The 23,202-nt window shown below is 47.8% G+C and carries 23 protein-coding genes and 1 tRNA gene; 2 read left to right on the top strand and 22 right to left on the bottom strand.

The window, feature by feature from the left end:
* Nucleotides 1-38: 38 nt before the first annotated feature.
* The 15 genes from JW881_08355 to nadC all read right to left on the bottom strand — a co-directional run bounded on the left by JW881_08355 (nucleotide 39) and on the right by nadC (nucleotide 17,834).
* Entirely contained in the window at nucleotides 39-1,202 is a 1,164-nt protein-coding gene (locus tag JW881_08355) for a phosphoglycerate dehydrogenase (protein MBN1697509.1), read from the bottom strand.
* 34 nt (nucleotides 1,203-1,236) lie between these two features.
* Nucleotides 1,237-2,319 carry a 3-phosphoserine/phosphohydroxythreonine transaminase gene (gene serC, locus JW881_08350; protein MBN1697508.1) on the bottom strand — a complete coding sequence of 361 codons (1,083 nt, stop codon included), beginning with the start codon at nucleotides 2,317-2,319 and terminating at the stop codon, nucleotides 1,237-1,239.
* Nucleotides 2,320-2,360: 41 nt separating this feature from the next.
* Complete coding sequence (locus JW881_08345) at nucleotides 2,361-3,023, bottom strand: redox-sensing transcriptional repressor Rex (GenBank protein MBN1697507.1); 663 nt, start codon at nucleotides 3,021-3,023, stop codon at nucleotides 2,361-2,363.
* 675 nt (nucleotides 3,024-3,698) lie between these two features.
* The gene (locus JW881_08340) at nucleotides 3,699-5,405 is read right to left on the bottom strand and encodes a trypsin-like peptidase domain-containing protein (GenBank protein ID MBN1697506.1); all 1,707 of its coding nucleotides are present in this window, start codon (nucleotides 5,403-5,405) and stop codon (nucleotides 3,699-3,701) included.
* Nucleotides 5,406-5,566: 161 nt separating this feature from the next.
* Nucleotides 5,567-7,504 carry a hypothetical protein gene (locus tag JW881_08335; protein MBN1697505.1) on the bottom strand — a complete coding sequence of 646 codons (1,938 nt, stop codon included), beginning with the start codon at nucleotides 7,502-7,504 and terminating at the stop codon, nucleotides 5,567-5,569.
* Nucleotides 7,505-7,554: 50 nt separating this feature from the next.
* Nucleotides 7,555-9,438, bottom strand: coding sequence for an ATP-dependent zinc metalloprotease FtsH (gene ftsH / locus JW881_08330; GenBank protein ID MBN1697504.1), 1,884 nt, complete (start codon nucleotides 9,436-9,438; stop codon nucleotides 7,555-7,557).
* A 153-nt stretch (nucleotides 9,439-9,591) separates the two neighbouring features.
* Nucleotides 9,592-11,043 (bottom strand): tRNA lysidine(34) synthetase TilS, encoded by a 1,452-nt coding sequence (gene tilS, locus JW881_08325; GenBank protein ID MBN1697503.1) that lies wholly within the window; start codon nucleotides 11,041-11,043, stop codon nucleotides 9,592-9,594.
* Nucleotides 11,040-11,570 (bottom strand): aminoacyl-tRNA hydrolase, encoded by a 531-nt coding sequence (locus tag JW881_08320; GenBank protein MBN1697502.1) that lies wholly within the window; start codon nucleotides 11,568-11,570, stop codon nucleotides 11,040-11,042. The genes tilS and JW881_08320 overlap by 4 nt, the downstream gene beginning before the upstream one ends.
* Nucleotides 11,571-11,617: 47 nt before the next feature.
* The gene (locus JW881_08315) at nucleotides 11,618-12,247 is read right to left on the bottom strand and encodes a 50S ribosomal protein L25 (GenBank protein MBN1697501.1); all 630 of its coding nucleotides are present in this window, start codon (nucleotides 12,245-12,247) and stop codon (nucleotides 11,618-11,620) included.
* A gap of 49 nt (nucleotides 12,248-12,296) precedes the next feature.
* Nucleotides 12,297-12,369, bottom strand: a tRNA-Gln gene (locus JW881_08310).
* Between the two features lie 8 nt (nucleotides 12,370-12,377).
* Entirely contained in the window at nucleotides 12,378-12,668 is a 291-nt protein-coding gene (gene spoVG, locus JW881_08305; GenBank protein MBN1697500.1) for a septation regulator SpoVG, read from the bottom strand.
* Nucleotides 12,669-12,758: 90 nt separating this feature from the next.
* A complete protein-coding gene (gene ispE / locus JW881_08300) occupies nucleotides 12,759-13,652 on the bottom strand; it encodes a 4-(cytidine 5'-diphospho)-2-C-methyl-D-erythritol kinase (GenBank protein ID MBN1697499.1) in 894 nt (297 codons plus the stop codon).
* Nucleotides 13,649-14,968, bottom strand: a complete 1,320-nt coding sequence (locus JW881_08295) for a pentapeptide repeat-containing protein (GenBank protein MBN1697498.1) — start codon at nucleotides 14,966-14,968, stop codon at nucleotides 13,649-13,651. The genes ispE and JW881_08295 overlap by 4 nt, the downstream gene beginning before the upstream one ends.
* Before the next feature lie 392 nt (nucleotides 14,969-15,360).
* Complete coding sequence (gene nadB / locus JW881_08290) at nucleotides 15,361-16,932, bottom strand: L-aspartate oxidase (protein MBN1697497.1); 1,572 nt, start codon at nucleotides 16,930-16,932, stop codon at nucleotides 15,361-15,363.
* Nucleotides 16,933-16,970: 38 nt separating this feature from the next.
* Complete coding sequence (nadC, locus tag JW881_08285) at nucleotides 16,971-17,834, bottom strand: carboxylating nicotinate-nucleotide diphosphorylase (GenBank protein ID MBN1697496.1); 864 nt, start codon at nucleotides 17,832-17,834, stop codon at nucleotides 16,971-16,973.
* Nucleotides 17,835-18,217: 383 nt separating this feature from the next.
* On the opposite strand from nadC, the gene JW881_08280 reads away from it, so the two are divergent.
* On the top strand, nucleotides 18,218-18,661 hold the full coding sequence (locus JW881_08280; protein MBN1697495.1) for a hypothetical protein: 444 nt from the start codon (nucleotides 18,218-18,220) through the stop codon (nucleotides 18,659-18,661).
* On the opposite strand, the gene rsfS is transcribed toward JW881_08280, so the two are convergent.
* The 7 genes from rsfS to rplU all read right to left on the bottom strand — a co-directional run bounded on the left by rsfS (nucleotide 18,640) and on the right by rplU (nucleotide 22,869).
* Complete coding sequence (rsfS, locus tag JW881_08275) at nucleotides 18,640-19,008, bottom strand: ribosome silencing factor (GenBank protein ID MBN1697494.1); 369 nt, start codon at nucleotides 19,006-19,008, stop codon at nucleotides 18,640-18,642. The two genes, JW881_08280 and rsfS, sit on opposite strands and share 22 nt — an antisense overlap.
* The gene (locus tag JW881_08270) at nucleotides 18,986-20,170 is read right to left on the bottom strand and encodes an LCP family protein (protein ID MBN1697493.1); all 1,185 of its coding nucleotides are present in this window, start codon (nucleotides 20,168-20,170) and stop codon (nucleotides 18,986-18,988) included. Before JW881_08270 ends, rsfS begins: the two co-directional genes overlap by 23 nt.
* Complete coding sequence (gene yqeK / locus JW881_08265) at nucleotides 20,170-20,763, bottom strand: bis(5'-nucleosyl)-tetraphosphatase (symmetrical) YqeK (GenBank protein ID MBN1697492.1); 594 nt, start codon at nucleotides 20,761-20,763, stop codon at nucleotides 20,170-20,172. The genes JW881_08270 and yqeK overlap by 1 nt, the downstream gene beginning before the upstream one ends.
* 102 nt (nucleotides 20,764-20,865) lie before the next feature.
* The gene (gene obgE, locus JW881_08260; GenBank protein MBN1697491.1) at nucleotides 20,866-21,876 is read right to left on the bottom strand and encodes a GTPase ObgE; all 1,011 of its coding nucleotides are present in this window, start codon (nucleotides 21,874-21,876) and stop codon (nucleotides 20,866-20,868) included.
* 15 nt (nucleotides 21,877-21,891) lie between these two features.
* A complete protein-coding gene (gene rpmA / locus JW881_08255) occupies nucleotides 21,892-22,143 on the bottom strand; it encodes a 50S ribosomal protein L27 (GenBank protein MBN1697490.1) in 252 nt (83 codons plus the stop codon).
* A 64-nt stretch (nucleotides 22,144-22,207) separates the two neighbouring features.
* A complete protein-coding gene (locus JW881_08250; GenBank protein ID MBN1697489.1) occupies nucleotides 22,208-22,498 on the bottom strand; it encodes a ribosomal-processing cysteine protease Prp in 291 nt (96 codons plus the stop codon).
* A gap of 56 nt (nucleotides 22,499-22,554) precedes the next feature.
* Nucleotides 22,555-22,869: a 50S ribosomal protein L21 gene (rplU, locus tag JW881_08245; protein ID MBN1697488.1), complete on the bottom strand. Its 315-nt coding sequence runs from the start codon at nucleotides 22,867-22,869 to the stop codon at nucleotides 22,555-22,557.
* Nucleotides 22,870-22,999: 130 nt separating this feature from the next.
* On the opposite strand from rplU, the gene JW881_08240 reads away from it, so the two are divergent.
* Nucleotides 23,000-23,179 carry a hypothetical protein gene (locus JW881_08240; protein MBN1697487.1) on the top strand — a complete coding sequence of 60 codons (180 nt, stop codon included), beginning with the start codon at nucleotides 23,000-23,002 and terminating at the stop codon, nucleotides 23,177-23,179.
* The last annotated feature ends 23 nt before the right edge of the window (nucleotides 23,180-23,202 follow it).

The following is a 23,202-nucleotide window of genomic DNA, read 5'->3' as shown; positions in this document are numbered from 1 at the left end:
CGGCGGCACCGGCCGGTGCCGCCCCTGACCGGCCCGGGCTAAATAACCCGAACCATGATGACGCCCTCGATTTTTCTGACTTTGTCGATGTTTTCTTCCGAAATCTCGCTGTCGAGGTCGATGATGTTATAAGCGTAATCGCCCATGTGCTTGTTGATCATATCCGCGATGTTGATCTTGTTGCCCGCAAGAAGCGTCGTAATTTGTCCGACCATATTGGGGATGTTCCTGTTCGCGACGATGATCCTTTTCTTGCCGGACTGCGGCATGGAGCATGCCGGGAAATTCACGGAATTGGTGATATTCCCGTTTTCGAGAAAATCCATCACCTGGTCGGCCGCCATGACCGCGCAGTTGTCCTCGGCTTCGGGAGTCGAAGCCCCGAGGTGGGGAATGCCGATCACATTCGGCATATTGAGGAGGTTGTCGTCGGGAAAATCGGTGACATAGGCCGCCACAATACCCTGGTCGATCGCCTCCCTGAGGTCTTCATTATTGACGAGTCCGTTCCTCGAGAAATTGAGGATGCGTACCCCCTTTTTCATGAGCGCGAAGCGTTCCTTGTTGAGCAGCCCCCGCGTCTGGTCGGTCAGGGGGACGTGCATGGAAATATAGTCCGATTCGGCGACAAGGGTTTCGAGAACGTTCGCCCGTTTCACGTTCCGCGACAATCCCCAGGCGGAAGCGACCGAAATGAACGGGTCGAATCCCATGACCTGCATACCGAGTGAAAGCGCGTCGTTGGCGACCATCGCCCCGATCGCCCCCAGACCGATGACCCCGAGTTTTTTCCCGATAATTTCGGGCCCCGCGTAACTGGATTTGCCTTTTTCGATGAGTTTGGGAACTTCATCACCTTTGCCCGCGAGCGTTTTTGCCCAGGCAATACCGTCGTAAATCTTCCGCGAGCTGAGAAAAAGCGATGCCAGAACAAGTTCCTTGACGGCGTTCGCGTTCGCCCCCGGTGTATTGAATACCACAATACCCTTTCCGGTGCACTTTTCAATCGGTATATTATTGACACCCGCCCCCGCCCGCGCGACTGCCTTGAGCGACGGGGGAAAATCCATGGTATGCATATCGAAACTCCGGACAATGATCGCGTCCGGATTGAGAATCTCGGAGGCCACCTCGTATCTGTCTCTCGGCAGGCCTTCGAGTCCTATCGCTGAAATTTTATTCAATGTCTGTATCTTGTACATGTTGCTTCCTCCTTGTCATGTCGGTTTCTTCGAACTAACGATTATCATGTTCGAATTTTTTCATTACCTCGATGAGTTTTTTAACGCCTTCGACCGGCATCGCGTTATAAATACTCGCCCTCATTCCGCCCACCGAGCGGTGTCCTTTCAGGGTGACCAATCCCCGGTTCGCGGCTTCCTTGATAAATGCCGCGTTCAATTCATCCGAATCCGTCACGAAGGGAACGTTCATGATCGATCTGTCCTTTGGCCGGACGGGACTTTTGAACATTGCCGATTCGTCCAGATAATCATACAGCAGCTTCGCTTTCTCCTTGTTCGTCTTTTCGACCGCGGCAAGGCCTCCCTGGTCCTTTATCCATTTGAAGACCATCATTGCGATATAGATGCTGTAGCAGGGCGGGGTATTGTAACAGGAATCATTGTCCGCCTGTATTTTATAATCGAGCATCGAAAGGGTTTTCTCCGGTGCATGTCCGAGAAGGTCCTCCCTTATGACGACCACGGTAACGCCCGCAGGTCCGATATTCTTCTGTGCGCCCGCGTAGATGATGCCGAATTTCGATACATCCACGGCCTCGGAGAGGATATTGGAGGACATATCCGCGACGAGCGGGACATTCCCCGTTGAGGGAAACGTCGTAAACCTGGTCCCGTAAATCGTATTGTTCGTCGTGATGTGAACGTAATCGGCGTCCGGACTGAAGGCGTTGTCGTCCCAATCGGGGATATAAGTAAAGTTTTTGTCTTCCGATGAGGCGACCACATTCACGGTTCCCAGTTTTTTCGCCTCCGCCATGGCCTTTTTCGACCACGCACCGGTATGGATAAAATCGGCCTTTCTGCTTTTTCTGAAAAGATTGACCGGCACCATGGCAAACTGAAGCGATGCGCCTCCCTGGAGAAAGAGGATCTTGTAGTTCGACGGCACACCCATCACCTCACGCAGGAGTTCGGTCGCTTCCTTGAGTATGCCCGCGAAAACGGAACCGCGGTGGCTCATTTCCATGACCGACATCCCGCTTCCGCCGTAATCGAGCATTTCCTCCTGCGCCTTTTTCAACACCGATACGGGCAGCATCGCAGGACCAGCGGAAAAATTGTACACTCTTTTCATAATAATCTCCTTGTCAAATAAATTTATCATTACAAAGGGCATTACCTGCTGTAAAATGCAGCCGGAGCCCTGGATTGATCCATCAATGTCGAAAGAATTCTGAACTCGCCATAGAGATCACTATTACGAATAATGACCCCTTTTTTTCCTGTTCTCACAATAACGGGTGCGAAATTAATGATACCGCGAACACCACCCTCGACAAGCCTGTCGCATACCTGCTGTGCCGAACCGGCGGGAACCGCGATAACGGCAAGTTCGATCCGGTATGTTTGAACGATTTCGGAAATTCTGTATGAAGGATAAAGATCAATCGTCGTATTGATCATCTCAAGGGTATTAATATTCGAATCAAATCCGGCTTTGATCCTGTAACTTCCCTCGAAAAACTCCTGGTAATTGATGATCGCCTGGCCCAGTCTTCCGAGACCGACGACGCACGCATTCCGCTTCTTTTGCAGATTGAGATGGCGATAGATATGGGCTTTCAGGTTTTTTACATCATAACCGGCCGCCGTATTGCCGATCTCGCCAAGGCGGCTGATATCCTTACGGACCGTATGTGCCTGGACCCCGAGATTTTCACCGATTTCAGGAGAAAACACGGTTGTTATTCCATGACGATTGCAATCTTCCAGATATCGATACATCTGGCAGAGGCGGACGATAGAAAGTTCGGGTATACATTTACCCCTTTCCCTCATATTTTTCTCCATGTATATTATTTGTGAAATCTTTCACAAATAATATACATTGCGGGCGAGGGGAATGTCAAGTTATTTTGTGATTTTTTTCACAAAATATAGTATTTTTTATTTCTATTTGATGATCACACCGCTTTGCCGGAACTCGAAAGAAATGAAAAACATAGAAAATAGACTTCGGTCATTGGGGGTCAAGATTCAGCAGGGTTTAATTATTGTCATATTTTAGGAAAAATTTAAAGCAGCACGCAGTTTTTTAGCGTTATACAATGCATGAGAATGATTATTGGATGTATCGAAGATAAAGCTTTTGCATGCGGATTTGAATTGTTATAGTAGTGCTCAGCCGGCAAGGGGATTATTGGAGTTATTTTTGGTTTTTGTTGAGAAATATGGAAATAAAGTTATCGAAGAATTCGAAAAAATATTTAAGTAATGGAGTATCGAGGAGAAGAGCATACAAGTAAATCCTCGAAGGAATTTACGACAATTGTATATTATCATTCAACATTGACAAGGTCATGATCGACTGCCTACAATGTATACGAGTCATTATTCACCCTTTTGGATACTTCGTCTCCAGAAAACACCTATACCAACCGCAAAAATTGAAAATTTGTGCATGATATGACAAATTCAATCATACATACCACAAAACACTTCGGAATTAATGGGTTACAGAAAATTATCCGTCTCGAGATACGCTGCAAGTTGAACAATATTCTCGAAAAACCCTGCCTTTCTTTTTTTCACAAAAACCTGGATAATCGCGATCCTGTTCTCCATATCCAAACGCCATCGCTGAATACTCAGCGGATCGTTTTCCGAAATACCGGAATTATCGGCAATAGAACCCTGATACACTCGATTCACTACATACTCGGTATCCCATAAGAAATTTTTAACGGCTTTTATCTCCATACCGAAAAGGGGAATGATAATATTTTCTTTTATATCACGCTTTATCGCGTATTCGATCGGACTGAACGGGCGCTTCCCGAGGCAAATGATACTTTCAACAGACGAGTCGCCCCTTTTCCATGAAAGCTTCATCAGGGTTTCCGGTTCGAACCGTAATATCGCTTCCTGAATATCTCTTATCGACTTGAACGGGGAACCGTCGAGGCTTTCGATAATATCCCCTTTCTGTATTCCCACCCTCCAGGCAGGTTCCCCGGGAACGGTATAAATGACCTCAAGCCCCTTTTCGTTTTCCGCCAACGCAAGACCGAGCCATGGATGGATGACTTCTCCCTCCTCGAAAAGACCGGGAAACACCATGTTTACCCAATTATAGGGAATCGCGAAATTAAGGCCTTCAAACATTTCGAGTCCCGCGAAAACGACACCGACCAGATTGTCATTATCATCGAGAAGCGGCCCGCCGCTGTTACCCGGATTAACCGGTGCATCTATCTGCATCACATCGCCCATCTGGATAAATCTTCTGGAAACATTGGAGATAATTCCGGAGGTCAATGTGTTTTCAAGCCCGAGCGGCGCTCCTATCGCGTTTACCTTGTCACCAGGCTCAACCTCGACATCACCCGCCGAATAAAAAACGTAATCCGGGGTGATCGATACCTTTAAAAGAGCCAGATCGAATATCCTGTCGTATCCAACGACTTTGGCCGGCACCCGTTCATTGACATTTTTTGAAAGACGGATATAAAGCCTGGAAAATCCTTCATATTCCGGATCGACTTCGCTCTCGATAACATGGTGGTTGGTGAGCATGTATCCGCGTGAATCGACAAAAAACCCGCTGCCAAGCACGCGATCCGGTATCCCGTACCCCTGTTCGATTTTTATCCCTTTATCCACCCAGATGATCGCCGTTCCGTTCATCATTTCCGCCTTGGTCGTCTTTCCCGATAACAACTCCATGTATTCTTTCTTTACGGGGATTCCAAGACCATTCATAACATCCGATATTTTTTTTATCGCCTTCGTGTTGCCTATCTCTGAGGCGAGGGAAATCATGGTCGCGAAATCTTCGGCGTCACACTCTTCCGTTTCCATAGCCTTGAGGTAGATCATTACGGCAGACGCCCTGTTTCCTTTTTCCACCTCCTCCCCGGCAATCGAAAAGAGAATCCGTTTATACGACCAGCCGGGAAGCAGGTCCGTTTTTCCGATAGTGGCAAGCGATCGATAAAGCGCCGCCGCCTTATTAATTTCTTTTTTTTCGAGATAGTCCCGGAATTGCGCGGCCACCTTTTCATATACCTTGTTCTCCAGGTCTTCCAGCACTTCGTTTCCGATTCCATTATTATTTTTTTTGAGAAAGGCGATATCCTGGAGTGCGTACATGAGTTTTTCATCGTCGATGAGTTTCTCCACATCTTCGATATAAACCTCGGTAAGCGGTTTTACCGCCACGACCGGTTTCCCCTGGGTTCGACATGAAATCAAGGAAAACAATGGAAATAACAGCAGGAACACACCCGCCGGAAACAGCACTCCCACCCTATATACCTCGAGATTCCTCCTCTTGACATGTTTATGATTCGATCCGGTTTGTTTATGAAACCGCGGGTCAGTCATTCCACCACCTCTATATATATATTATCGTTGTATCTGAAAATAAAATATATCTTACCGTTATTATGATAAATACCGGCAGACTCCCGTAATTCGACCTCGAACTCACGGCCCTTTTTACCTATCCAGTAGACACCTTTGGTGCGGCCCGGCTGCACCGATAGCCGACGACCGTTTCTTTCCATGCGTACGAGTTTATCACCGACAAACACGACATCCAGATCGAATTTTCCGTTGTACCGCGTTGAGAAAAGATATTCGGTTTTTCCTTTCTCCTTTCGGACCTCCTTCGCGTCGATCCTGCCGTCACTATTGTAATCCCAGTGGGTTTCATAGAGGGTAAAATCAGCCGAATAATACTGTATGCAATCGGGATGATTATCACTGTCATGATTGTAGATGATTTTATCCAATTTCCCTTTTTTATACACTTCCTCAATCTCATAGATGCCGTCACCGTCCAGATCTCTTCTTCCGAAGGAAGGAACTCCCTTCGAATATTCCGTTATATAATCGTAGGTTCCGTTTTCATCGGTATCGTGTCTGAATACCACATATTTCCCGTTTAAAAGATCCGCCGCCGAAACCGGCCGGCCGCCCTCATATTCATCCACACGGAATGCATTCATCACCGCCGTCCGTTCCGGGGGATATCCCACACCTTTTGCAGCCCGGAGTCTGAACCTTTTTTTCACCGCCCCGGTGCCATCGGTTTTCACCGCTTCGTCGAACATTCTGAGGGCAACGGAAAGGGGAAGAAGCTGATATTCCTTTTTTTTCTCATCCTGCGCATAAGCGAGCGAAACGCAATAGGGATATGTCGAATACGTTCCGGTAACACTCATCTTTTTACCATCTTTATCGTCGAAAAAGGTGACCGAATGCGGCATTCCGTCTCTGAACACGACCATTGCTTCAAGCAGTCCGTCCTGGTTCCGATCCTGTTCCCACAGGGTGAGGGTTCCGTTATCATAATAATACTTCTCTTCAAAAAAGGCGTTTCTGTCGGAATCAAGCACCCTCTCACCTGAAAAATTCTCGACCGTTTCAGTGAAGGCCCCGCTATACGAGGCTTCGGAAAGCTCGAGCGTATAAAACTCATCGAGCAGATCGATATACATCGTCCCTCCGTTTCCGATAAAAAAGGAAACATACCGGTCGATGTCGTCCATCGACGCCCGTAATGCGACAATCGCCGCTTCAGGGTCCGTTCCGCCTGTTTCGAAATACCTCGCGAGTAATTCAGCCTTTATTTCATCCCGGTCGACAAGTTTGGCTTTACGGAGAAGCAGGGACGAGTTATCCGGCATTTTTTCCAATCCTTTGTTTATAACAGTCACGGCAGCTGTATCGTTACCCTTTTTTTTATAATAATCGGCGTGGAGGAGATAAAATTCCGTCTCATCGGGAAAGCGCTTTTCCCCTTCAACAAGTATGTTTATAAGCCGTGCTTCATCCCCCAGCGCGGCATAGGTTTTTGCCAGTAAAAGATATACCACGGCGTCTTCGATCCTGACGTTTTTGACACCAAGAAGTATATCCCTTGCCTGACGGTAACGGCCGATCCTGTAAAAAACCGCCCCTTCCTCGCGCCCGGCAAGTGAAGGTGAACGCTTAACCCATGAATTGCCGGTTATCGCCTTATCAAGATAGTCGAGCCCCTCCATGGTCGTTTTTTGTTCCTTCAGATAGATAACGGCCAGAAGGTAACACGATTCCGAGAAATTGGGAAAGAACTGGAGGGAATTGAGAAGGAGTTTTTCGGCCTCGTTCGTTTTACCGGAATTATATAGTAATTCTGCCTGTTCGAAGTATTGCAGGGCTATCCCTTTGTTATCGGCATGAAGGGCCGTACCGGAGACGGCAAGGAGGAATGCGATACCGATAACGGCTCTCAGGGTTTTTGTTCCAATAGGTATTCCCTTTTTATAAAACATAGTGTGTCAGTTTACAGAATTTTTACGGATGCAACAATATCGTATCAACGCTATTCCACGGCACGTTTGTATTCGAAACCAAGCAACTCACTCACTTCTTCGCCGTCGAGGGTTTCCCGCACCACCAGGGTTTCGGCCAGGAGGGTGAGTTTGTCTTTGTTGTCTCTCAGCATCATTTGCGCCTGGTTCAGGCATGTGGTGACGATGCTTTCAATCTCGTCATCGATTTTTCGCGCGGTTTCCTCCGAATATTCCTTGTGTCTCGCTATCTCTTTTCCCAAAAATATCGGTTCGTCTTTTTGTCCGAACGCGATCGGTCCAAGATCGTCACTCATTCCCCATTCGCACACCATTCTCCTTGCGATCGCCGTCGCCTGCTCGATATCCGCCTGGGAACCTGTCGTCGTTTCGTTGTAGATGAGTTTTTCCGCTGCATAACCACCCATTCTGATGGTAATACTGTCGATAAGCCATGCCTTGCTGCGCGAATAGGTATCCTGTTCGGGCAAAGAAAGCGACATGCCCAAAGCCCTGCCGTGAGGGATAATGGTAACCTTGTGCAGCGGATCTACATTCTGGAGAAGAAAATGGAGTATCGCGTGCCCGGATTCGTGGTAGGCGGTCATCTTCCGTTCTTTGGGAGGAATAATCTTCGATTTTTTTGCAATCCCCATAAGGATCTTGTCCCGCGCTTCCTCGAAATCCTGCATTTCGACCTTTTGTTTGTTTTTCCGCGCCGCGAAAAGGGCGGCTTCATTGACCATATTCGCGAGATCCGCGCCCGATGTTCCGGGTGTCGCTCGTGCGAGTTTTTTAAAATCGATACCGGATGATGTCGGTATTTTTCTACAATGGATCTTGAGGATATCCTCCCTCTCGTTGATGTCGGGCATGTCGATGACAACCTGACGATCGAATCTTCCAGGCCGCAGCAGTGCCGGATCGAGAACATCCGGTCTGTTGGTCGCGGCAAGGATTATCACCCCGTCTTTTGTGTCAAAACCGTCCATTTCAACGAGCATCTGGTTCAATGTCTGTTCCCGTTCATCATGGCCGCCACCGTATCCGGCCCCGCGTGTTCTTCCCACCGCATCGAGTTCATCGATGAAGAGGATACAGGGGGCGTTTTTTCGTCCCTGGTCAAAAAGGTCCCTCACACGGCTTGCGCCGACTCCGACGAACATCTCGACGAAGTCCGATCCCGACATATGGAAAAACGCCACATTCGCCTCACCGGCGATCGCCTTTGCGAGCAGGGTTTTCCCCGTACCGGGCAGACCGACAAGAAGCACCCCAGTCGGTATTTTTGCACCAATTTTTACAAACTTGCCGGGGTTTTTCAGAAATTCAACCACTTCCTGAAGCTCATATTTGGCCTCTTTCTGACCGGCGACATCCGCAAAAGTAATCTTTTTACCCGTATCCAGATATCGTTTTGCCCGGCTTTTCCCGAAAGAAAAAGCCTTGTTTCCACTTCCCTGAACCTGTCTGAACATAAACCATATAAAAAGAAATCCGATCACCCATGGAAGCAGATCAAAGAAGATCTCTATCGGTGAACGGGTAATATTTCCCCCTTCAATTCTTACTCCCGAATCGATGAGGTCGGACATGAGATTTTCGTCGTTATATGGTATGACGGTTCTGAATTCGCTGATTCGTTCATCTTTATATGTACCGTATGTTCCCAGAATGATCCTGTCATTGAGAATTTTGACGGCGGATATCTTCCCCGCCTTCAAGTCCTTGAGAAAATCGGTATATGAAATCTCATTGATAAAATCCCTGTTCTGAAACACCAGAAAAAAGAGGAAAAATCCCAATAGAATGAGAAACGATATGAGAGCTGCACGGTTTCCGAAATTGAATTTCGGCAGTTTCTTATTTGAATTATTGCCTTCATTATTCGTATTGTTATTTCCGTTGCTACTCACGTTCCTCTTACCTCGTCTTACTATATAGTATTGCAGGCAAGCCCCTTTTTGTAAATACCCCTTCCGGTTTTTATTATGGCAAAACGGGAACACAATTCGCTCATTACCGCTTCCCGATGCCGGATTATCGGAAGGTGTTACGCTTGCATTCTGTTATTCAGGAAGGCTTTCATTGCCCCTGCCCGGCAGTTTCGTCACCTTGATGCCCAGGCTGCAGGCCGCCTTTTTCCCCTCTGTTTTGACACCGGGTATGAATCGATTTCGAACACCGGTGCAATCGCCCAGAATCCCGATTATTCCCTTCCGATCCTCGAGGACAGGTATCATCCATCGGTCTGCTTCCGGCACTTTCCATTCATTGAACAATTTTTTAAGGCTTTTTTTCCCCTTTTCCATGTCCATTCTGTCGCCTGGCATTCTCGAACGTACAATAAGGGGATGGTCGATCCTGCTTTCATCAAGATATTCGACATTTTCTTCTTGCGCCAAGGTATTACCGGACATTGCCGTATTTTCACGGATAAACTCTATCATGATATCCGAATCCGGAATAACAACTCTCCTGCGCTTCTCTGCAATAATAAGATAACCTATTCTTTTGGGATAGACAATATCTGATATACAAAAAAGATAATTTCCTTTCCACAAAAGAATAATACCGTATCCCCGCAATATGACGGTTTTTCGTCTGACCGCATGCTCATCCAGAACGACAGATAAAAAATGGTAGGGTAATCGGCCTTTTTTAATCCCCTTCTCGACTTTACCCATCCGGTTAATAACGCGATAAAGCGAAAAAAGCCTTATTTTTTCATGCGCCGAAAGGAATTCCTCACCGTTTATCCTGAAACCGCGGGACACTTTTTCCCACTTCAATCTTGAAGCGGTTTCCCCGTCGAAATAATCATTGAGTACAGCTGTTTTTTCCGAAAACCGCCTGAGACTCGTCCTGAAACCGGGAAATATATTCTGAATGACCGGAATGAGGTTCAACCGGATTTTATTTCTCAAATATCCGGTTTTCATGTTGGTCGAATCGGTCATATATCGGATATCACGCTCTGCCAGAAACCGGATGACATCGGACCTGGACCAATAATAAAGGGGTCTGACAATACTGTCTCTCTTGAGCGGGATTCCATTGAGCCCCGTAATATCCGAGCCCTGAAAAAACCTCATAATGAGGGTTTCCAGATGATCGTCTTCGGTATGACCTAACGCGATGAGATCGGCGTGAATCTTCCGGGAAACCGATTCGAGAAAAAGGTACCGCTTTTCCCGCGCCACATCTTCAATACTGCGTGATTGGTTTGCCGCTATTTCGGCAAGTTCGCCTTGCGGTATTCTTCCAATAAAAAGCTCGAGATGCGAGACTTCAAGGGATTTCCGTATATACGCGACTTCCTTTTCAATTTCCCCGCGGCTTCTCAATCCGTGATCGAGATAAGCGGCAAACAGACCAAGACGCCAGCTTTCCGAAAGTTCCTTGAGGACATGGAGAAGTGCGGTCGAATCCGGTCCCCCTGAATACGCTACCAGTATCCGGAAGCCTTTTTTAACATGACATTCTCCAAGTGCCTTTTCTGTTTTTTCTTTCCAGTTCACCTCTCGCCGCCGTTGACACTGTTCATCACTTCTTCCGGGCTTTTCTCCAAAAGCATGAGGATGCCTTCCGAGGCACACCTGATCGAAGCGGCTATACGGGTTCGATCTTCCTTTCCGGGAACGCCAAGTACATAACGTATAACGTCGCCGCGAAAAGGGGGACGCCCGATGCCGATATACAGACGCTTGAAATCCCGGGTTCCCGCGTGGTCGATCAACGAAGCGAGTCCCTTGTTGCCTGCGGAAGAACCCTTCAGTCTGAACCTGCAGATACCCGGTTCGAGATCGAGGTTGTCACACACGACCACAATATCGTCAATCGACGCCCGGGCGTAGCGAAGCACGTCACCCAAGATTATGCCGGACCTGTTCATAAACGTCAGCGGTTTGACAAGGACGATCTCCCTGCCGTGATATACGCCTTTTGCCCTGATGTAGGACTTGAATACGAGTTTCTTCAGTTTCACGCCGATTTTCTCGGCAAGCGTATCGACCGTCTGAAATCCGACATTGTGCCGGGTTTTCATATAGGTTTTGCCGGGATTCCCCAGCCCGATAACAACCAGTGGCAGAATTATTCCTCCTCCGGCTGCTCCTCTGCCGCCGCTTCAGCTTCTTCCCCGATCGCCTCTTCTTCTACTTCGACTTCCTTCACCTCACGTTTGCGCGCGACCGTACATACTACCTGATCCGGCGCGTTTAAAAAACGGACGTCCGTAATTTCGGGAAGGTCGCGGACATGTATCGAATGGCCGAGGATGAGGTTGGTGACATCGATGGCAATGTCTTCCGGGAGATCTTTCGGAAGACATTCGACCTCAATCTCATGGACAAGCAACTCGAAGATTCCACCCTCCTTCACGCCCATCGGCGTTCCATGGGTGTGAATCGGTACATGTGTTTTCAGGTGCTTCCCTTTTTCTATCTCAAAGAAATCGAGATGCAGGATTTCCTCGGTGACAATGTCCTCCTGAAAATCCTTTACCAGAACTGAATATACATGACCGTCAACCATCAATTTAATAATGATATTCTCCGAAATCACCTTGAATTTCGAGTTAAACTCATGCCCGTCAACGGCAATGGCTCTGGGGTCGCTATGTCCGTAGATAACAGCCGGTATTTTACCTTTTCTTCTGAGTTCCCGGGTATATCCCTTTTTCAGATTTTTACGTTCAATCCCCTGTAACGTTCTTTGCTCCATAGTAAAGCTCCTTATTCGATAATCTTTTCATTCTTATTCTTATAGATTACTGGGACGGCAGGATTCGAACCTGCGAAATGCCGGTACCAAAAACCGGTGGCTTACCGCTTGCCGACGTCCCAATCTTTATTCATTCTTCATCTGCTTCCACAGTTTCGATATCCTGATCTTTTACCTTTTCATACTCGGAGAGTATTCGATTTTGTATAGAACTCCTGCAATCGGAATTGATGGGATGAGCAATATCCTTGAACTCACCCTTTTTCGTTTTCCGATTCGGCATCGCAACGAAAATTCCTCCCTTTCCTTCAATAATCTTGAGATTATGAACGACAAAGCAATCATCGAAGGTCAATGAGACATATGCTTTCAGTTTCCCGTCCGAAACCACCTTCTTGATTTTAACATCAGTAATCTCCATACACATGTTCCTCCAGTTACTATTCAATAGATGCATAATGTTATTATTTCCTGGAACAGGAAAACATAACCAGGATATAATCAGTACCGATCATAATACTACAGGTTGGGGCATTTTATCAAGTGGCTCGACGACAAATACTTTTGCATATTTTTTCATTAATGGTAAAGCCGCCTTCGATGCGGTGGATCTTTCGGAAAAGAGGCCGAAAACCGAAGACCCGCTTCCCGAAATCCCGGTTATGTGAGCCCCCGCCGATTTTATATCCTCTTCGATCCGATTTAAAACAGGAAAACGGTTTTTTATCACAGGTTCAAACGAATTGAAAAACCTCCAGACAGACGGGTGAAGGTCCCGGTACTCCACCGCGATTTCTTCCGGCATCATGCCGAATATATATTCATGGGCATCTTCTTTGCGCGCCTCATCGAGCCAGCCGTATGCCAGTACCGTGCTGACATGAAAATCAGGATAAACGATAACAATATGGAAATCCGATCGGGGGGTTAACGGCATAACGCGCTCACCCCTTCCGGTCACTAAAGCGGCCTCCGCTTTTAAGAAAAAGACCACATCACTGCCAAGACGGGCCGCCAGTTTTTCCAGCACCGCCCCGTCCATGTTTTGCCGGAAAAGCCGGTCGAGACAGAAAAGCGTCGCGGCCGCGTCACTCGATCCCCCGCCCAATCCGGAGCCTTCCGGTATTTCCTTGACAAGATCGACCGCCACACCCGCATTGAGACCCGTTTCCTTCATGAAAGCCTTGTATGCGTGAAAAACAACATTTTTTTCCATCGGGAGAAGACAATTCCCCCTGATGATACATTCGCCGCTTCCCGCGGTACGACGAAACGTCAGGGAATCGTATAGGGAGACCGCCTGAAAAAGACTGATCAGCTGATGATAACGGTCACCTCTCAGCCCCCCCACTTCGAGGTGAAGGTTTATTTTTGCGGGAGCCTGAATGGCGATCGTCTCGTTCATCTGCGGGTATTGTTATCGGGATAGGTGAGCAGACGGCCCAGGTTACTTGCAGTGATCTCCCGGACAAGTTCGTCATCGAGCGACGCCTGATAAAGGGTCTTTACGTGTTTGAGTTGATCGACGGTGAGGTGTCGCGCCCCTTTGAGGTTCGCACGGGATAGATCGGCATCGTCCAGCGTGGCGAGAAAAAAGTCAGCCGAACGCAAATCCGCATCGACAAAAATCGAACCATCAAGCCTCGCCCGGCTGAGATTACAATGATCCATCCTCGCCCTGACAAAATGAGCGTGAGCCATATTCGCGTATGACAAGTCGACCCAGGCAAGACCGGCATTATTCAACACCGCGCGTTCGAAATTGGCATGTGGACAACGCGCGCAAAATCCGTTTTCCCACGATTCCTGTTTACCCTTGCTCAATTGTGCGCCGCAAAGATTGGCCCGTTTGAATCGCGCCCTGTAGAGATCGGCATGAAGAAACAGCGCGCCCTGCAGATCGCAATCACAAAAATCGGCAAAGTGAAGACACGCTCCCATGAACACCGCATCCTTTAAATGTGATCTGGAAAACCTTATCCTCCTCATGTCAAGCGAGGAAAAATCGATATTGTCCAGCCGGGCGTCACAGAAAGAAGTTCTTGCGAGGATTGCCCCATCGAACCGGATCGATGAATAATCGGAGTCTCTGTCTTGATTATTCTCGAAAACGACGATGAATCTCGAATGATTCAACTCTGTATTACTCAAATCCGCGCCCGAAAGATCACAACCGATAAAGCGGGATTTATTGAGTTTCAGATTCCGCAGATCGGCGCCATGGAGGTTCAACCCCCTGATGGCCGGCACCCCCGCACCGAGGTCGCTCAACTGCCTTATAATTCCGGATTTCCGCAAGATCCCCTCCCTGTCGTCCCAAAAACAAAAATCCTTGAGCAATTCACGACAATTGTATATTTTCTTGCGCCGTTCGCGAAGAAGATCGATCGCGAGCACGACAAGAGCAAAAACAAGAACATCAAAAAAAACCCCGTGGGCCCCCGCTATCACCCGAATCCAGTCAATTCCCCGGCTATCCCAAAAATAACGCACATCGAAAACAACAAGAATAAAAACGGCGAAAGAACAAAGCACGAGGGCATATCGGAATGGTGTATTGAAAATCGTACGGAACCCCTCCGCGACCTTCTGCGGCATGGTCCCGGCTATAAATTTGAGTTTTTTTTTCATGAAGAGCTTGAGCCGGCGCTTCATTTTCTTCATTATAATCATGGCGGCCACCGATACTATTGTCGTTCCCCTCTCGGACGGGTTTACCATTGTATCGGCAGAAACGGCAAAAAAGGAAAGTACTCGTTTTTAAATTACATCGTTTTATATACGCTCAATAGTTAATTGACGGATGAGATACGAAAGCGGGCGACAATATAAAAGATTTGATACTATTGATTTTCTTCCCGATATTGCATCGCATCCTTACTTATATCCCTTACGGATGTATCTTTCCAGAGTTTTTTCCTCCATTTGGTGTAGTCACAGTGCTCACGCTGTATAAGCGCAATAAATCTCTCTGCCTCGACCAGCCCCAGATTTTCAATGAGTGTCTTTAATCCATTGTACCTTAAATTTTTTCATTCATATTCCTCCACCAGTTTGATCTCATTTTCTGTCATGTCGTAAAGATCATAGACGGGGCACAGTGCAAATACCTCTTATTTCTCGACATAGTGGCAGCCGCGGGAGGCAGAATTCGAAAGGGCCGACCTGACGATGATTCTCGAAGCGAGAACGCTGTTGCGCAGTTCGATGATTTTCCGCGTCATTTTTGCCTGTTTGTAAAACTTTTCAATTCTGTGACTAAGATAATCCAGATCACTCAATGCCCGGTTGAGCCGTTTCTGTTTTCTGATAATTCCCGCATAATTCCACATCGTGTTCTGGATGTTGAGCATGTCCTGATTGATGAGAATAGGGTCGAATGCTTCCTCCGGCCTGGGATGAACCCAGTCGGGGATACTCTTTTTGAGTTTAACGGGTATCTCCCTGATTGTTTTAACGATTTCTTCCGCCGCCCGCTTTCCGAAAAAAAGCCCTTCCAGAAGAGATACCGACGCGAGACGGTTGGCGCCATGCACACCGGTACAGGCCGTTTCCCCGACCGCGTACAGCCCGGGTATCGACGTCTTTCCCCACAGATTGACCTTGATCCCGCCGCAGAAATAATGGGCGGCGGGGACAACCGGAATCGATTCCCTCGCGATATCGATCCCCACCTCCATGCACCTGGAATATATCGCGGGAAAGCGCTTATCGAGTGAAATGTCTTTTACCGATTGAGTATCAAGCCAGACATAATCGGAGCCTTCGAGTTCCATTTCTCTGAAAATAGCACGTGAAACCTCATCACGGGGCGCGAGACTTTTCAGCTCCGGCTCATATTTGGCCATAAAAAACTCCCCTTTCCTGTTTTTCAGCCTGGCGCCTTCCCCCCGCAGCGATTCCGAAATGAGAAAACGTTTTACATCCCTGTGAAAGAGAATAGTCGGATGAAACTGGACATACTCCGCGTTCACTATCTCCGCGCCGATACGGGACGCCATCGCTATCCCGTCACCGGTCGCGCCGGGGGGGTTGGAAGTGTGGAGGTAGAGATTCCCCACGCCGCCGGTGGCAAGAATCACCGCGGGCGAAAGAAAGGTATGCACGGCATCGCCTTGCTCGTCGTAGACATATGCGCCGAGTACCCTGGTCCATCTGTACCGCTGCTGGGTGTCGCGTGAATTATGCGTATTGGTGATGAGATCGATGACGGTGTGTGCGGGAAAGGGGGTGATCCCTTTGCGGGATACGGCATCCCCCAGCATCGCCCGTTCGATGCTTTCACCGGTCGTGTCTTTCACATGAAATATCCTCCGCACCGAATGGGCCGCCTCCATGGTCCGGTCGATATTCCCGCTATCGTCCCGTGAAAAATCAACCCCCAGTCTATCGACGAGAAACTCCTCGACCAGTCGAGGGCCTTTTTCGGCAAGGAGGGAGACCGCTTCCCGGTTGTTGAGATTGTCGCCCGCGACGGTGATATCCTTACCGAGAAGCCGGGAAGAATCATCCGGTGAGGTCGCGATAATTCCCCCCTGCGCGTAGAAGGTATTACATTCAAAAAGCGACGATTCTTTTGAAATCAGTCCGACACGGCAACCTTGTTCGGCGGCGGTAATTGCGGCAATGAGTCCGGAAATACCGCACCCGATAACGATCAGATCAAACTCATGCGAGTTCCCCATTGTTCTCCTTTCCGTATATGAAGGCTATACAAGCACCCTTATTTCCCCGAACCGTTCTTCTTTGCATCCCGAATCATGATGTCAAGAGAAAAATCAAAGGCGCATACCGATTTTGTAATCATTCCGACGGAGATATAGTCGACGCCCATCCCGCTGACCTCCCTGATCCTCTCCTCATTCATATTGCCCGATGCTTCACACTTCACCTTCCCGCAGCACAGCTCGACCGCCTTCCCGATTGTCGTTGAATCCATATTATCGAGCAGAATTATGTCGACACCGCACCGAAGCGCCTCTTTCACGTCTTCGAGCGAACGGCACTCCACCTCGATGGTAAACCTGCTCCCCCACGCCTTTTTAACCTTTGCAACGGCTTCGGTGATACCGCCGGAAGCATCGATGTGGTTATCCTTGATCAGAATCATATCATAAAGGCCCATCCGGTGATTCTTCCCCCCTCCCATACGCACCGCGTATTTTGAAAGCTTCCTGAAGCCGGGAATCGTTTTTCTTGTATCGAGGATAAGGGTCTTTCCGGAACCCACCGCCTCAACACACCTTCTGGTCACGGATGCGATTCCCGAAAGGAACGACAAAAAATTGAGAGCTATCCGTTCTCCCTGAAGAATCCGGCCGACCGGACCTTCGACGACCGCGACTCGTTCCATGGGAGCAAGGCTATCGCCGTCGGAACGAAAAAACTCGACCCGTATTGCCGGTTCTATCCTTCCGAAAACCCCGGCGAATAAAAATGAACCGGCAAGCACGCCATGATCCTTGGAAATGAGGACCGCGCGGGCGACCTCGTCCGAAAAAATCGCATCCGAAGTGATGTCCCCTTCATTGCCGAAATCTTCTTCACACGCATAATCGATAATCCGATCGAATTCCCGTATATCCATACCATTATAATAAGAAAGTTGCACTCCTCTGTAAATGGTTTTTTCTTTTCATTTTAAAAACAGTTTTCAGGGAAAATGACATTTTCACCGTATTTCACGGTTTTTCGAGAAAATCGTCATGTTTTCATGTATCAGATCTTGTTTTTTTCAATATTTTTTCACCTTTCCCCTTGATAAATTATATCCGTTTGATAAATATTAATTTGACGAACACACTATATTTTACATATATTCTCATGTGGAAACGAGTGAATTTCCGTGAATGAATATGGAGTGTGAACGGGTGAAGCATAAATTCTTCATATTTTCTTTGACAACGTAGTTGACATTTTCACGGAAATGCATAGAGTGTTCATACTATAATTATTGAAAGGGGGTTTTCAATGAATACGTTAAAATCACAAGATGTAAAAAATCAGGCGAATGAAGAACCGGATCAACTCATGATCATGGGTAGCGATGATGACTATGACGACTATGAGGACGATGATGTCGATGACGATTACGAAGATGACGATTTCGATGATTATGAGGATGATTTTGACGAGGATTACGATGACGATATCGACGATGATGAATTGGAGGGCGATATCGAAGAAGACGATGAAGAAGAAGAGGAAGAGGAAGAGGAAGAAGAAGAGGAAGATTTCGATGACGATTTCGAAGAAGATTTCGACGAAGATGAAGAAGACGATTATGACGAAGATGAAGAAGAAGATGATGATGATGATGAAGAAGACGACGATTACGATTCAGATGAGTATCTCGACGACGATGATGAATACGGTATAGACGACGATATCGATTATGACGACCTGGATGAATGAAATATTACTTCACCCTTAAACCAGAGTCGCTCAAGTTCATAAAATTCTCTCTGTTCGGATTCCATGAGGTGTATAACAAAATTACCGCAATCTATTAATACCCACCCTTTTTCATTGATATTTTTCCTCGCGTTAATCGGAACTATATTATTCGCATCGAAATATTCGGAAAGGGAGCGGAGAAGTCCCTTCAAATGTGCGTCGCTTCTGACCGTCGTGATAACGAAATAATCCGTCCATGAACACATATCTCCGACATAAAGGACGATTGTCTCTTTTCCTTTATGTTCATCGATGAGATTTCCAATATCGAGGACAAGCGTGTTATCTTTTACAGTTGGTTCCATCGAAATCCTTTCCAAGAATTATCGTCACATCGGTACTTTCCAGTTCCGTATTCGATATTTCGGTGCGTACCCGTTCGCATTTGATGATTTGGGCCACTTTTTCCGCGACATCAAACCTGCCTTTGCGATCAAGCACGATGGTCGCCGAATAATTGTCATGGTCTGCATTACCGACGGAAACCACCTCATATCCGTAATTCTGATACAGATGTGCGGTGCGGCTCGCGAGTCCGTTGACATCCGTTCCATTGAGTATTTCGAGCGTCACTGTCAGTTGCTCGTCGTCGAAAATTTCGTTACTGGAGATGGTATCGAGAAGCTGTTTGACATTCAATTTCAGATATTCACCTTTTAAATGGGGGAAAAGAATCTCCTTCTCTTCGACCAGGTATAATTTCCCTTCGACACGGGCGGGATAGATATGTTCCGGATCGAACTCCGCCATTTCCCGGATAAACGAACGGAGATCACGGCGTGAAATGTTCGTTTCGAGTTCCTCATAAAAGCGGTTGAACGCGTCGTCGTTTTCCATAAAAGCCAATACCGAAGGCTCCCCGATCCGTTTAAGCAGGGCCTGGAGAAACTTCTGCTTTCTCCATACTTTGTCCCGTTCCTCTTCATTCGGTTCCTCATAACCGATATAATCTTCTACTTTCTCCCCGTCAAGCAGCACGATGCCCGAAGGAAGGAGAATCCGTTTCCCGTTATATTCCGTATCGACGGGATTGGAAATATATAATTCGATCCCCTCAAGCAGATCCACGAGGCGGGAAATATTGCCGATCCTCATGTCAATATAAAAAGGTATATCGCTTTCCACGATCTGCTCCACTTTCTTCTTCAATTCCGATAGTTTTCCCGGTTTATACAGAACACTGATTTCATCGACACGGTCGAGTTGATCGATTTTTGTCCCGAGATTCTCCGGTATATGAAAAAGGCCCCCTTTTTTCTGGACGGGATGATAGAGAAACAACTCCATAAAACGCAGTTCGCCGTTTTCCGAAAAAACGAAAAGTATTTTTACCGGCTGGCCTTTTTTCATCGTTACCGTCATCACATCGGGTCTGAGATATAAATACCCCATGACCGCCATAATACCGATCAGACCGACGATAAGAGCAAGCAATAGAACGCTTTTATCAAGCCTTTTTTTTCTCATTACGCCTTGGCTTTCCCTCCTTTTAGACTCCTGTATAATTGTTTTGTCATGCCGATCACCTTTCTTCCCTTTTTTTTCACGTGCCGGATTTTTTCTTCGGTGACAAAAAGAAGGATCCTCGTTATATCTTCCTCGAGCAACGCCTGCCTGTAATCGTCGGCGAGAAAATTCCTCGTCGGTTCCATATAGTCGGCGATATAAACAACCTTCGCGATAATTCCCATATCGGGACCGCCGAAGGTATGCATCCTGACCGCATCCAGCACATCCTCTTCATCAATACCGATCATATCCCGGAGGATTACCGCGGCCGCCCTCCCGTGTACAAGCACCGGGTGTTTTTTTTCCCATTTACGCAAGGGAAATCCGTCACGGAGTGCACACGTCACCATCTCACCTGCCGGCATCTCGCGAGCCATATCATGGGCCGTTCCGGCGAGAAGGGCCTTTGCCCCCGATGCGCCGTACCGCAGGGCCAGGGAGTGCGCAAGTCGTCCTGTTTCCGTGCAATGCAGACGTCGCTTCTCGGAAAGATGACGGAGAATGTAATCGCAAATCATGTTGTAGTAACGGCTGTTTTTCTCCTTATCCATACCGCTTCAATAACTACTATACTATCAAGGCGGGAGTTCGGCAACCACGACAAAAGCCGCCCGTCGAGCCGTTACCTCGATCGGGGATCGTCCGGTTTATGTCTATCGACCGGCCGTATCGGTTTCATCGTCATGGCAACAACGAAGCATGTCCTTCTTTAACGTATCGAGGCCCATACCCGTCACGGCGGAAATACCGGTAACGCACATACCGGGAAACGCGGATTTCAGTTCCGAAAGACGGTCGTCCGTGCCCTCAATATCACATTTCGTCCCCACGATCATTCTGCTTTTTGAAAGAAGCCGGTCGCCGGCAAATTGCTCGAGCTCGCCCCTGAGAATATCGACTGCGGCCATATAATTGTCATCACTCAAATCGACCAGCAGCATGATGAGAAACGTCCGGGATATATGTTTGAGAAACCTGATTCCCAATCCGGCTCCTGTCGAAGCCCCCTTGATGATTCCCGGTATATCGGCGATGACGATCTCCCTCCCGAAAACGTTCAGGACGCCGAGGTTCGGTATTTTTGTCGTAAAGGGATAGGAGGCGATTTCGGGCCTGGCATTGGTGAGTGCTGAAAGCAGCGTGGATTTTCCGGCATTCGGAAGCCCCACAAGCCCGACATCGGCGATAAGGTTGAGTTCGATAATGAGTTTTCTGTGTTTCGCAGGTTCACCCGGCTGTGCGAATCGTGGAGTCTGTCTGGTCGAACTCCTGAAATGCCAGTTCCCCCTGCCGCCCCTTCCCCCTTCAAGGAAAAGCCACCGCTCTTCCGCATCGGTGAAATCCCTGTATAATTCGCCCGTGTAAAAATCCCTGACCAGGGTGCCTGGTGCCACGGCAATCGTCACATCATCCCCGTTTTTCCCGTGTTTTCGTTGCCCTTTCCCGGATTCCCCGTTCTTTGCCTTGAAAACCTTTTTCTGTTTGAGGTGAACGAGTGTTTTCAGATTGTTTCTGACAATAAAGACAACATCCCCGCCCTTCCCTCCGTCTCCGCCGTCCGGTCCTCCTTTAGGGACATATTTCTCCCGTCTGAATGAAACAGCCCCTCTTCCGCCCCCACCAGAATACACATCAATGACTGTTTCATCGACAAATGTACTCACGCTGCAATGACCTTGTCAGGATGGCTGTATTTCGATAAGCTTTCTGTTTTTTCTCATTTTAAAGACAACAGTGCCGTCTTTCAGGGCAAAAAGGGTATCGTCCTTACCTTTGCCGACATTGTCGCCCGGGTGAAACTTCGTACCGCGCTGGCGAACGATAATCGTTCCCGCCCTGACGGCTTCTCCGCTGTAACGCTTAATCCCGAGTCGCTGGGACTGCGAATCTCTCCCGTTTTTTGAACTTCCACCGCCCTTTTTATGTGCCATTGTTGTTCCTCCGCTTTACGTCAAACCGAATCGACCGGAAACATGCCCGGTTTGTCATCGAATGTTATTCTTTTATTTCAATCCTCATTTTGTCCGGAAACTCCGAACACAGATCACTCAGACCCTGTATGAGGACATCCGTTATCCCCTTTACCCAAAGAAATTCGCTTCCCGGAATATCGGAAACACCGAACCGGAGGATTCCTTCAGCCGGGGCAATTCCTGAAACCGTCACGTTCTCATTCCCGTATAATACTTTTGCCGCGGACCTGAGGAGTGTCGTCACCCCTGCGCAGACAATATCACCGCCTTTTTTCGCGTACCCGGCGTGTCCCGCAGCGGATACCTCCTTCACGCAGCCATCCGGATATAATGTGATCGTGACGGTAATCACTCGTTTATATGCCCGTACTAACTCTTGGAAATATCCTGTATTTTAATGACCGAATAATGCTGACGGTGGCCGTTTTTCTTCCTGTAGTGTTTTCTCTTTTTATATTTGAACACCACGATTTTTTTGTCCCGCCCATGTTCTTCAACCACAGCCTGAACCCTGGCACCATCGACGTACGGTGTACCGACGTTTACTTTGCCGCCGTCTGAAATGAGCAAAACGGAATCAAACGCTATCTTTTCTCCCTTTTCCTGTTTAACGCGGTCTATTTTCAATACACTGCCTTTTTCTGCCCTGTACTGTTTTCCTTTTATGTCGACAAGTGCGTACATCTCCCTCACCTCTTGCAATAATAGTATAGACAGTCAAGATACCAGAAAAACATGAAAATAGTCAAGGGGTGTTCTCGATGTCGGAATACTATTTATCGACTTTTTTCATACCAAAAGCCGTAAAAACCCTATGGACAGTCGTGATCTTATCGATGCTTTATACGGGGTGTATCTTGGACCGATTAATGAACCGGCCGATGCCGTCCGTATCATCCGTGAAGCCTATTTACTGTTTACCGCACAATACGAACAGGCGATTGCGGGAAAGAACGACACCTTTCCTCCGGACGGCTGGCTCCCGCTGCGATAGAGGTCGTCGTATCGGAAACAAAC

It is taken from the genome of Spirochaetales bacterium (assembly GCA_016930085.1).
Taxonomy (GTDB): domain Bacteria; phylum Spirochaetota; class Spirochaetia; order SZUA-6; family JAFGRV01; genus JAFGHO01.
This window is presented reverse-complemented; position numbering and strand designations above follow the sequence as displayed.

What these genes read in the sequence shown, in the direction of transcription:
- JW881_08355 (MBN1697509.1), bottom strand. Translation starts at nt 1,202, where the DNA reads ATGTACAAGATACAGACATTGAATAAAATTTCAGCGATAGGACTCGAA.
- serC (MBN1697508.1), bottom strand. Translation starts at nt 2,319, where the DNA reads ATGAAAAGAGTGTACAATTTTTCCGCTGGTCCTGCGATGCTGCCCGTA.
- JW881_08345 (MBN1697507.1), bottom strand. Translation starts at nt 3,023, where the DNA reads ATGAGGGAAAGGGGTAAATGTATACCCGAACTTTCTATCGTCCGCCTC.
- JW881_08335 (MBN1697505.1), bottom strand. Translation starts at nt 7,504, where the DNA reads ATGTTTTATAAAAAGGGAATACCTATTGGAACAAAAACCCTGAGAGCC.
- JW881_08320 (MBN1697502.1), bottom strand. Translation starts at nt 11,570, where the DNA reads ATGAAAACCCGGCACAATGTCGGATTTCAGACGGTCGATACGCTTGCC.
- JW881_08315 (MBN1697501.1), bottom strand. Translation starts at nt 12,247, where the DNA reads ATGGAGCAAAGAACGTTACAGGGGATTGAACGTAAAAATCTGAAAAAG.
- spoVG (MBN1697500.1), bottom strand. Translation starts at nt 12,668, where the DNA reads ATGGAGATTACTGATGTTAAAATCAAGAAGGTGGTTTCGGACGGGAAA.
- ispE (MBN1697499.1), bottom strand. Translation starts at nt 13,652, where the DNA reads ATGAACGAGACGATCGCCATTCAGGCTCCCGCAAAAATAAACCTTCAC.
- JW881_08295 (MBN1697498.1), bottom strand. Translation starts at nt 14,968, where the DNA reads ATGGTAAACCCGTCCGAGAGGGGAACGACAATAGTATCGGTGGCCGCC.
- nadB (MBN1697497.1), bottom strand. Translation starts at nt 16,932, where the DNA reads ATGGGGAACTCGCATGAGTTTGATCTGATCGTTATCGGGTGCGGTATT.
- nadC (MBN1697496.1), bottom strand. Translation starts at nt 17,834, where the DNA reads ATGGATATACGGGAATTCGATCGGATTATCGATTATGCGTGTGAAGAA.
- JW881_08280 (MBN1697495.1), top strand. Translation starts at nt 18,218, where the DNA reads ATGAATACGTTAAAATCACAAGATGTAAAAAATCAGGCGAATGAAGAA.
- rsfS (MBN1697494.1), bottom strand. Translation starts at nt 19,008, where the DNA reads ATGGAACCAACTGTAAAAGATAACACGCTTGTCCTCGATATTGGAAAT.
- JW881_08270 (MBN1697493.1), bottom strand. Translation starts at nt 20,170, where the DNA reads ATGAGAAAAAAAAGGCTTGATAAAAGCGTTCTATTGCTTGCTCTTATC.
- yqeK (MBN1697492.1), bottom strand. Translation starts at nt 20,763, where the DNA reads ATGGATAAGGAGAAAAACAGCCGTTACTACAACATGATTTGCGATTAC.
- rpmA (MBN1697490.1), bottom strand. Translation starts at nt 22,143, where the DNA reads ATGGCACATAAAAAGGGCGGTGGAAGTTCAAAAAACGGGAGAGATTCG.
- rplU (MBN1697488.1), bottom strand. Translation starts at nt 22,869, where the DNA reads ATGTACGCACTTGTCGACATAAAAGGAAAACAGTACAGGGCAGAAAAA.
- JW881_08240 (MBN1697487.1), top strand. Translation starts at nt 23,000, where the DNA reads ATGGACAGTCGTGATCTTATCGATGCTTTATACGGGGTGTATCTTGGA.